The organism is Streptomyces sp. SAS_272, from assembly GCF_052543235.1.
Map to the genome: position 1 here is coordinate 41,013 of NZ_JBMNDR010000071.1, position 9,043 is coordinate 50,055.

8 protein-coding genes are annotated in these 9,043 nt (G+C 71.7%); 5 read left to right on the forward strand and 3 right to left on the reverse strand.

Annotation, left to right across the window (positions count from 1 at the left end):
• The first annotated feature begins 171 nt into the window (after positions 1-171).
• Positions 172-2,694, forward strand: a complete 2,523-nt coding sequence (locus tag ACN6LD_RS31415; RefSeq protein ID WP_445044972.1) for an FHA domain-containing protein — start codon at positions 172-174, stop codon at positions 2,692-2,694.
• Between the two features lie 98 nt (positions 2,695-2,792).
• On the opposite strand, the gene ACN6LD_RS31420 is transcribed toward ACN6LD_RS31415, so the two are convergent.
• The 3 genes from ACN6LD_RS31420 to ACN6LD_RS31430 all read right to left on the reverse strand — a co-directional run bounded on the left by ACN6LD_RS31420 (position 2,793) and on the right by ACN6LD_RS31430 (position 5,851).
• A complete protein-coding gene (locus tag ACN6LD_RS31420; protein ID WP_445044973.1) occupies positions 2,793-3,518 on the reverse strand; it encodes a transglycosylase SLT domain-containing protein in 726 nt (241 codons plus the stop codon).
• A 531-nt stretch (positions 3,519-4,049) separates the two neighbouring features.
• Complete coding sequence (locus ACN6LD_RS31425; RefSeq protein ID WP_445044974.1) at positions 4,050-5,156, reverse strand: S-adenosylmethionine:tRNA ribosyltransferase-isomerase; 1,107 nt, start codon at positions 5,154-5,156, stop codon at positions 4,050-4,052.
• Complete coding sequence (locus tag ACN6LD_RS31430; RefSeq protein ID WP_319194630.1) at positions 5,153-5,851, reverse strand: SDR family NAD(P)-dependent oxidoreductase; 699 nt, start codon at positions 5,849-5,851, stop codon at positions 5,153-5,155. The genes ACN6LD_RS31425 and ACN6LD_RS31430 overlap by 4 nt, the downstream gene beginning before the upstream one ends.
• Positions 5,852-6,091: 240 nt before the next feature.
• Between ACN6LD_RS31430 and ACN6LD_RS31435 the strand changes: the two genes are divergently transcribed.
• The 4 genes from ACN6LD_RS31435 to ACN6LD_RS31450 all read left to right on the forward strand — a co-directional run bounded on the left by ACN6LD_RS31435 (position 6,092) and on the right by ACN6LD_RS31450 (position 8,702).
• Entirely contained in the window at positions 6,092-7,237 is a 1,146-nt protein-coding gene (locus tag ACN6LD_RS31435) for a GAF domain-containing sensor histidine kinase (RefSeq protein WP_445044975.1), read from the forward strand.
• Complete coding sequence (locus tag ACN6LD_RS31440) at positions 7,230-7,871, forward strand: response regulator (protein WP_445044976.1); 642 nt, start codon at positions 7,230-7,232, stop codon at positions 7,869-7,871. Before ACN6LD_RS31435 ends, ACN6LD_RS31440 begins: the two co-directional genes overlap by 8 nt.
• Before the next feature lie 153 nt (positions 7,872-8,024).
• A complete protein-coding gene (locus tag ACN6LD_RS31445) occupies positions 8,025-8,270 on the forward strand; it encodes a chaplin (RefSeq protein WP_189927797.1) in 246 nt (81 codons plus the stop codon).
• 192 nt (positions 8,271-8,462) lie between these two features.
• Positions 8,463-8,702, forward strand: coding sequence for a chaplin (locus ACN6LD_RS31450; RefSeq protein ID WP_057582302.1), 240 nt, complete (start codon positions 8,463-8,465; stop codon positions 8,700-8,702).
• The last annotated feature ends 341 nt before the right edge of the window (positions 8,703-9,043 follow it).

Sequence of the window (9,043 nt, forward strand, 5' to 3'; positions counted from 1 at the left end):
CCGGCCCGTTTTCAACCCCGTCAACGTCAACGGCCGATGCGCCCGCGCACGCTCTTCACAAGGCCCGACTTTCGGTCAGGGGGCCGCTACTGAAATAGTTCCCCCCGATGTTCGACATCCCTAGACTCCCCGTTGATGGGGCTACTCGGGGGACAACTCAGTGGGGCTGGAGTGCCGGAACTCGTACTGGAATTGAACGGACGCACCTGGACGCTCGATCCGTCCAGGTCTTACACCCTCGGACGGGATCCGCAGGGGGACATCGTCCTGGAGGACGCCAGGGTCTCCTGGCGTCACGCCACGGTCAGCTTCAACGGCCGCAGTTGGGTCGTCGAGGACCACGGCAGCACCAACGGCACGTTCGCGCAGGGGCAGCGGATCCACCAACTGGAGGTCGGTCCGGGCTCGGCGCTGCATCTGGGCAACGCGACCGACGGGCCGCGGGTGAGCCTCTCGGGGGCGCAGGCGCCCGCCGCGCAGCCCCAGCAGCCGTACGCGGCGCAGGCCGCGAACCCGGGCTGGGCCCAGCAGGCCGCGCCGCAGCCGCAGGCCGGGCAGGCCGGGTGGCCGCCGCCGCAGCCGGCGGCGCACGTCCCGCAGCAGCAGGGTGCGGGCGAGCCGTACGCGCAGAGCGGGTCCGGTGGAGGCGCGGGGGCGCCGCCGGTCTACGGCGACCGCAGCCCGACCACGTTCCACCAGTTCTCCCTCGGCCGCGTGATGCGCATCGGCCGTGCGCTGGAGAACGAACTGGTCGTCTCCGACCTGCAGGTCTCGCGTCACCACGCCGAGTTCCACTCGACGCCCGACGGTCGGATGGAGATCCGCGACCTCGGCTCGCACAACGGCACCTACGTCAACGGCCAGCCGATCCCGAAGGGCGGCTCGGTTCAGCTCGGACCGACGGACGTCGTCGGCGTCGGCCACTCGACGTTCCGCATCGTCGGCGACCGGCTCGAGGAGTTCGTCGACACCGGTGAGGTCTCCTTCTCCGCCCGCCACCTGACCGTCACGGTCGACGGCGGCAAGCAGATCCTCAAGGACGTCTCCTTCGGCGTCCCGGAGAAGTCGCTGATCGCGGTCATCGGACCGTCCGGTTCCGGAAAGTCGACGCTGCTCAAGGCGCTGACCGGCTACCGGCCCGCCAACCAGGGCGACGTCCTCTACGACAACCGCAACCTCTACAAGCAGTTCGCCGAGCTGCGCCAGCGCATCGGTCTGGTCCCGCAGGACGACATCCTGCACAAGGAGCTGACCGTCAAGAAGGCCCTGAAGTACGCGGCCAAGCTGCGCTTCCCGGCCGACACCACGCCCGCGGAGCGCGAGTCCCGCATCGACGAAGTGCTGCGCGAGCTGAAGCTTGACATCCACAAGGAGAAGAAGGTCACCTCCCTCTCCGGCGGCCAGCGCAAGCGCGTCTCGGTGGCCCTGGAGCTGCTCACCAAGCCGTCGCTGATCTTCCTGGACGAGCCGACCTCCGGCCTCGACCCGGGCATGGACCGCGACGTCATGCAGCTGCTGCGCGGCCTCGCCGACGACGGCCGCACGGTCCTCGTCGTCACGCACTCGGTGGCCGAACTCGCGATCTGCGACAAGCTGCTGGTGATGGCGCCGGGCGGTGCGGTCGCCTACTTCGGCCCGCCCGAGGAGGCGCTGAACTTCTTCGGCTACGACACCTGGGCCGATGTCTTCTCCGCCTTCGAGAACTACCGGGACTACGACTGGGCGGGCCGCTGGAAGGGCTCGCAGCACTACCAGATGTACGCCGCGGACATCGACGCCATCGCGCCGCAGTCCGTACAGATGCCGCCGATGCAGGCGATGAAGCCGCCGAAGCCGCAGGGGTGGATGTCCCAGTTCGTCACACTGGTGCGCCGCTACGCCTCGGTGATCGCCTCCGACAAGGGCTTCCTGGCCCTGACGGTGATCCTGCCGGCCGTCCTCGGCGCGGTGAGCCTGCTCATCGACTCCGGCAACAGCCTGCTGCCCAACCCGGTGAACCCGAAGACCGGCCGGATCATCCCCAACGGCACGGCCACCACCGTCCTGCTGATCCTCGCGGTCGGGGCCTGCTTCGCGGGCGCTGCCAACTCGGTCCGCGAACTCATCAAGGAACGGGTCATCTACGAGCGGGAACGCGCCACCGGCCTGTCCCGCTCCGCGTACCTGATGTCCAAGGTCTTCGTGCTCGGCGTGGTCACCCTGCTCCAGGGCCTGATGGTAGGCGTCATCGGCTTCGCGAGCCGGGAGATCCCGAAGGAGGGCCTGGTCCTCGGCACGGCCACCATGTTCGAGCTCTCCATCCCGATCATGGCGCTGGGCTTCACGTCGATGATGTTCGGTCTGGTCATCTCGTCGCTGGTGAAGACGGCCGAGAAGACCATGCCGCTGCTGGTGATGTTCGCGATCATCCAGGTCGTCTTCACCGGCTGCCTCTTCACGCTGAACGGCGCGGTCGGCGTCAACGAGTTCTCGTACCTGATGCCCTCGCGCTGGGCCGTCGCCGCCGCGGGCGCCACGCTGGACTTCAACAAGATCAGCCCGCCCAAGGACGGCGGCGGGACCGATCCGCTGTGGGAGCACACCGTCGGCGCCTGGAGCCTCGACATGGCGGCACTCGTCGTCCTCGGTGTGATCTGCGGCTTCTTCGTGGCCCGCTTCCTGCGCCGCCACGAGCCCGAGGTCATGCGCAAGTAGTCCTCCGTGACCGTGCGGCGCGCGGAAACGCCGATGGGCGGCGCCCCCGAGTGGGGGCGCCGCCCATCGGCGTGTGTCCTTTGTGTCCCTGTGCGGGCTCAGTACGCGCTGTCGACGTTGTCCATCGAGCCGTACTTGTCGGCCGCGTAGTTCGCGGCGGCGGTGATGTTGGCGACCGGGTCGTAGATGTTCCACGACGTGCCGGCGACGTGGTACGCCTTGAAGGTCGGCGGGATCACCTGGAGCAGGCCCTTGGACGGGATGCCGTTGATGGCGTTGATGTCCCAGTTGTTGATGGCGTTCGGGTTGCCGGAGGACTCCCGGATGATGTTGCGGTGCAGGCCCTCGTAGGAGCCCGGTATGCCCTTGGCCTTCATGATGTCCAGGGAGTGCTTGATCCAGCCGTCGAGGTTGTTGGCGTACCGCTTGACGGACGCCTTCTTGATGACGGCGCGCTTGACGGACCGGCTCGCGGCCTCCTTGGCCTTGTGCGCGGCGGCGGCCTTGCGCTTGGCGGCCGCGGCGGCGGCGGCCTTCTTCTTGGCGGCTGCGGCCTTCGCCGCGGCCTTCTTCTTGGCTGCCTCGGCCGCGGCGGCCTTCTTCTTCGCCGCGATGGCTTCGACCTTCACGCTCTTGGCGGCCAGCTGGTCGGTCACGTCGGCCTTGACGTCCTGCACGGGCTTCGAGCTGTAGGCGACCCGGGCCGTGGAGACGGCGTCCGTAGTGGTCGTCTGCGCGTCGGCCGGCACCACGGAGAAGGCGAGGGCGGCTGCACCGAGCGTGGCGGCACCGGCGATCGCGATCTTGTGAGTGTTCTTGGGCATGCGGAAGGACCTCTTCGAATAGCGCGGAGGTCGCTCTCTTCGTCCGACGGCCGGACAGCGGGTGCTTGAGGCACGAGCACCGTGGGGCGAACCCACGGCGCTGAGCGACGAGAGCAATTCTTAGCGGCCGCAAAATGCCCAGGCAAAGGTGTGACGTACGATCCCCGATAGTGGATCGGGGAAGGGCAAAACGGGACAGATGGAACCATCTGCCCCGTTCACCGCATACCCCTTTGTCTCCTAATGCCCCTAGTACGTGATGTGGGCCCTATGTGCGGGCTCACATGGCGCACAGATCGTTCTCACGGATGGTTGCCGGAGCAATGCAATCCGTCAGCGCCCTGGCGCCAGGGTTCGGCGTCCATGCCCCGCACCCGCACCGACACCCGTGCCGCACGCGTACCGACACCCGTGCCGCACGCGTACCGACACCCGTGCCGCACGCGTACCGACACCCGGGCCTGCGCCCTTGCCCGTGCCCTCTCCCTGTGCCCGTGCCCGCATCCGTGCTCCGCCCCCCTCTGCTCCGCGTCAGCGCCCCGGATCGGCGTCCTCCGCGGGCAGGACGAGGTGCACGTCCCCGAACTCGTGCCACAGGTAGCGCCCACGCAGCGCCGCGTCGTAGCCGCGCTCGAGCGCCGAGGAGCCCGCCACCGCCTCCAGCATCAGCAGATGCGACGCCTGCGGTTCGTGCAGCCCGGTCAGCAGACCGTCCACCGCCCGCACCCCGCGCTCCGGAGTGACGACCAGTTCCGTCCACCCCGCACGCGCGCGGACCACCCCGTCCGCCCCTGCCGCCGACTCCACCGCCCGCACGGCGGTCGTCCCCACCGCGACCACCCGCCCGCCCCCGGCCCGCACCGCGTTCACCAGCCGCGCCGACGTCTGCGGCACCGCGAACCGCTCCGGATACGGCGGCTCGTGCGCCTCCGCCGACGAGACCCCGGTGTGCAGGACGACCGGCGCGAACTGCACACCCCGGCTCACCAGCTCCGCCACCAGCCCCGCCGTGAAAGGCCGCGCCGCGCTCGGCATCTCCGCGCTGCCCGCCCCGTCCGGAGAGGGCAGAGCGAACACCGTCTGGTAGGCGGACAGCGGCTGGTCCCGCTCCGTGTAGGCGTATCGGATGGGCCGGCCGTGCTCCCGCAGCAGGGCGGGCACCGAGCCGCCCAGCGACACCCGCGCCCACCACAACCGCCCGCCGCCCGGACCGAGCGGCTCCTCCAGCGTCAGCCCCGCGCCCCCGGGCAGCCTGACCTCCGCCCCCGCCGGGCCGCCCGCACGCGCACGCGTAGAGCCGGCCCCGTCCGGATCGCGCAGCTCGACGGCCCACCGTCCGTCGTCCCCGCGCGTGGAGAAATGCACCACTACGCGCGCGTGACCGATGCGCCCGTCCACGGCCGCCGCCAGCGTCGGGGAGGTGTTCACCACGAGCAGGTCCCCGGCCCGCAGCACACCCGGCAGCTCCCGGAACACGTGATGCGTGACCTCCGTCCCCCGCGACACCAGCAGCCGTACGTCGTCCCGGCCGCGCCCCGGCCCGCGCTGCTCGGCCGGCACCCGCGCCGACAGCTCCTCGGGCACCCGCTCCCACCCCCGGACGTGCGCGTACGGGGCCGCCCCCGCCGCCGGCCTCATCGCTGTCCGTCCAGAAGGGCCGATGCGCCGTACCGCCCGCCGGCGGGCCGCTCGTCCAGCAGCCGCACGAAGGCCGGCGCCACCGCGGCCGGATCCGGCCGGGGATCGCCGTCGTCCGGGACGGCCGCCGCGTACAGGTCCGTCGCCATGTCCCCGGGATCGACCGCCCACACCGCGATACCCGGCTCCTCCACCCCGAGCACCGCCGCGAGCCGGTCCAGGGCCGCCTTGGACGCCCCGTACCCGCCCCACGACTCGTACGCCTCGGCCGCCGCGTCCGAGCTGACGGTGATCACCGCGCCGGCCGGCGCCGCCCGCAGCAGCGGCAGAGCCTCCTGCACCAGCCCCAGCGCCGCCACCACGTTCACCTCCAGAGCGCGCCGCAGCCCGTCCAGCGGCAGCGCCTCCAGCCGCACCAGCGGCTCGGCCCCCAGTGCACTCGCGTTGTTCATCAGCAGGTCGCAGCCGCCGAGCCGCCGCGCGGCCGCCACCAGCTCTCCGCGGTGCCCCGGGTCCGTGACGTCCCCCGTGAGCGCCTCGACCCGCGTCCCGTACGACGCCACGGCCGCCGCCGTCTCCTTCAGCACCTCCGCCGTCCTCGCGTCCAGCACCAGATCCCAGCCCCGCGCGGCCAGCGCCTCGGCCAGCGCCCGGCCCAGCCCCTTCGACGCCCCTGTGATGATCGCTACCGGCATGACACCCGTCCCCTCGTCCGACCGCCTCGTCCGGCGGTGAGCCCACCGTAGGAACGGGCCGGCCGCCCCCGCGTCGGACGCGGGACGCAACCGGGCGGGTCCCTTCGACGTACGCCCGCACACCCCCGTCCCCGGACCTGGGCCGCCGTACCGAGGACCTCGGTCCTAGGTCTCCCGCCCGGGTCCGCGGCCGTCCCCGGCCCGATCCGCGCTGTCGGACCCCGCCGGTACGGTGAGGACATGAGTCAAGGCCCCCGGTCCGGCCTCGCCGCCGTGAGCTCCGCGCTGCTGGCCATGAGCAGGCGCCTCGAGGTGCGCGACGTCCTCAAGACGATCGTGGCCTCCGCCCGCGAGCTGCTCGACGCCCAGTACGCCGCCCTCGGCGTCCCCGACGACCACGGAGGCTTCGCCCAGTTCGTCGTCGACGGCGTGAGCGACGAGCAGTGGAAGGCCATCGGCCCGCTGCCCCGCCAGCACGGCATCCTGGCGGCCATGCTGCGCGAGGCGCGCCCCGAGCGCCTCGCCGACGTCCGCAAGGACGCGCGCTTCGAGGGCTGGCCCTCCGCCCACCCCGACATGTCCGACTTCCTGGGCCTGCCCATCCGCGACGGCGACGAGGTCATCGGCGCCCTGTTCCTGGCCAACAAGAACTGCCCGAAGCCCGACGGCGGCTGCGGCTTCACGCAGGACGACGAGGAACTGCTGTCGATCCTCGCCCAGCACGCCGCGATCGCCCTGACCAACGCCCGCCTGTACGAGCGCAGCCGCGAACTGACCATCGCCGAGGAGCGCTCCCGGCTGGCCCACGAACTGCACGACGCGGTCAGCCAGAAGCTGTTCTCCCTGCGTCTGACGGCCCAGGCCGCCGCGGCCCTCGTCGACCGCGACCCCGCGCGCGCGAAGGGGGAGCTGCACCAGGTCGCCGCCCTCGCCGCCGAGGCCGCCGACGAGCTGCGCGCCGCCGTGGTGGAACTGCGCCCCGCCGCCCTCGACGAGGACGGCCTCGTCGCCACCCTGCGCACCCACGTCCAGGTCCTCGACCGCGCCCACTCCGCGCGCGTGACCTTCGCCGGCCACGGCGTCCGCGCCCTGCCCGCCGCGCAGGAGGAGGCACTGCTGCGGATCGCCCAGGAGGCCCTGCACAACGCCCTGCGCCACTCCGGCGCGGAACACGTCGCCGTGACCCTCGGCAAGCGCGGCCCGGGCACGGTCCTGCGCGTCACCGACGACGGAGGCGGCTTCGACCCGACGACGGTCCGCCGGGCCGGCCGCCATCTCGGACTGGTGTCCATGCGCGACCGCGCGAGCGGCGTCGGCGGCACGCTCACAGTGGTATCGGCGCCCGGCGAGGGCACCACGATCGAGATGGAGGCTCCCGGTGGATGACCCGATCAAGGTGCTGCTCGTCGACGACCACCAGGTCGTCCGCCGGGGCCTGCGCACCTTCCTGGAGGTGCAGGACGACATAGAGGTCGTCGGCGAGGCCGCCGACGGCGCGGACGGGGTGGCCCTCGCCGAGGAGCTGAGACCCGACGTCGTCCTGATGGACGTCAAGATGCCCGGGATGGACGGCGTCGAGGCGCTGCGCAAGCTCCGCGATCTCGACAACCCCGCGCGCGTGCTGATCGTCACCAGCTTCACCGAACGGCGCACGGTGGTCCCGGCCCTGCGCGCGGGCGCCGCCGGGTACGTCTACAAGGACGTGGACCCCGACGCCCTGGCCGGCGCCATCCGCTCGGTGCACGCCGGCCACATCCTGCTCCAGCCCGAGGTGGCCGACGCACTCCTCTCCCAGGAGGAGAGCGGCTCGGGCCAGGGCAGGGTCGGCTCGCTCACCGAACGCGAACGTGAGGTGCTCGGCCTGATCGCGGACGGCCGCTCCAACCGGGAGATCGCCCGCGCGCTGGTGCTCTCCGAGAAGACCGTCAAGACGCACGTCTCCAACATCCTGATGAAGCTCGACGTGGCGGACCGCACCCAGGCCGCACTGTGGGCGGTCCGCCACGGAGTGGCCGGCTGAGGTCCCGGAACGGCGATGCGGAGGGTTAACTTCCGATCCGAGATTCATACCGTCGTGGGAATGTCCCCCGGATGGCGTATCCCCGGGGGCTCCACGCCGTTCTCTCCTGCGTGCCGCGGTAACTGCCGCGGCGATCACCAGGAGGGCTCAGAAGTGAAGAACCTGAAGAAGGCAGCGGCCGTGACGATGGTGGCCGGCGGGCTGATGGCCGCCGGCGCCGGCATGGCCTCCGCCGCCGACGGCGCCACCGCCCTCGGCGAGGCCAAGGGCTCGCCGGGCGTCGTCTCGGGCAACCTCGTGCAGGCCCCGGTGGACGTCCCCGTCAACGTCGTCGGCAACAGCGTCAACGTCATCGGCGTGCTGAACCCGGCCTTCGGCAACCTGGGACTCAACCACTGACACCCCTCCGGGTCCCGCAGTGACCTCCGGCCACCCCCGGCGCCCACCGGGGGAGGCCGGTCTGTTTGTCGCCCCAATCATCCGAACGAGGTGTCTTCCCGGCCCGCCCCACACCGTCCCGGGAGCTGCCGCGTTGGGCAGCGCACGACCCGCGGCCGGGTCGGACACGCAACTGCAGGAGGAACGCTTTCCATGAACATCGCCAAGAAGGCCGCCGTCGCCCTCACCGTCGCCGGTATCGCCGCGGGAGCCTCGGCCGGTGCCGCCGTCGCCGACGCGGGTGCCGAGGGCGCGGCCGTGAAGTCGCCGGGCGTCATCTCGGGCAACCTGGTCCAGGTCCCGGTGCACGTCCCCATCAACCTCTGCGGCAACACGATCAACGTGATCGGCGCCCTGAACCCCGCGTTCGGCAACACCTGCTTCAACGACTGACCCCGCAGCCACACCCCGGAGGGCCCACCCGTCGACACCGACGGCTGGGCCCTCCGCACACCCCGGCCGCCAGATTCAGCCCCTCCAGCGCTCGCTTGAGGACGGGGCGTTGTCACGCCGACCAGGGGTGAGGGGCACGGCCCCGTGCCCTCCGCACCTGGGCCGCCAAATTCAGCCCGTCCGGCGCTTGAGGACGAGGCGTTGTCACGCCGACCAGGGGCGAGGGGCACGGTCCCCTGCCCTCCGCAGCTGGGCCGCCGAATTCAGCCCGTCCGGCGCTTGAGGACGAGGCCCTTTCAGGGCCGAAGGGGGGCCTGGGGGCACAACCCCCAAACGACCGC

Bases quoted from the DNA above. Each gene is read 5' to 3' on its own strand.
- ACN6LD_RS31450 (WP_057582302.1), top strand. From the start codon at position 8,463: ATGAACATCGCCAAGAAGGCCGCCGTCGCCCTCACCGTCGCCGGTATC.
- ACN6LD_RS31430 (WP_319194630.1), bottom strand. From the start codon at position 5,851: ATGCCGGTAGCGATCATCACAGGGGCGTCGAAGGGGCTGGGCCGGGCG.
- ACN6LD_RS31420 (WP_445044973.1), bottom strand. From the start codon at position 3,518: ATGCCCAAGAACACTCACAAGATCGCGATCGCCGGTGCCGCCACGCTC.
- ACN6LD_RS31425 (WP_445044974.1), bottom strand. From the start codon at position 5,156: ATGAGGCCGGCGGCGGGGGCGGCCCCGTACGCGCACGTCCGGGGGTGG.
- ACN6LD_RS31435 (WP_445044975.1), top strand. From the start codon at position 6,092: ATGAGTCAAGGCCCCCGGTCCGGCCTCGCCGCCGTGAGCTCCGCGCTG.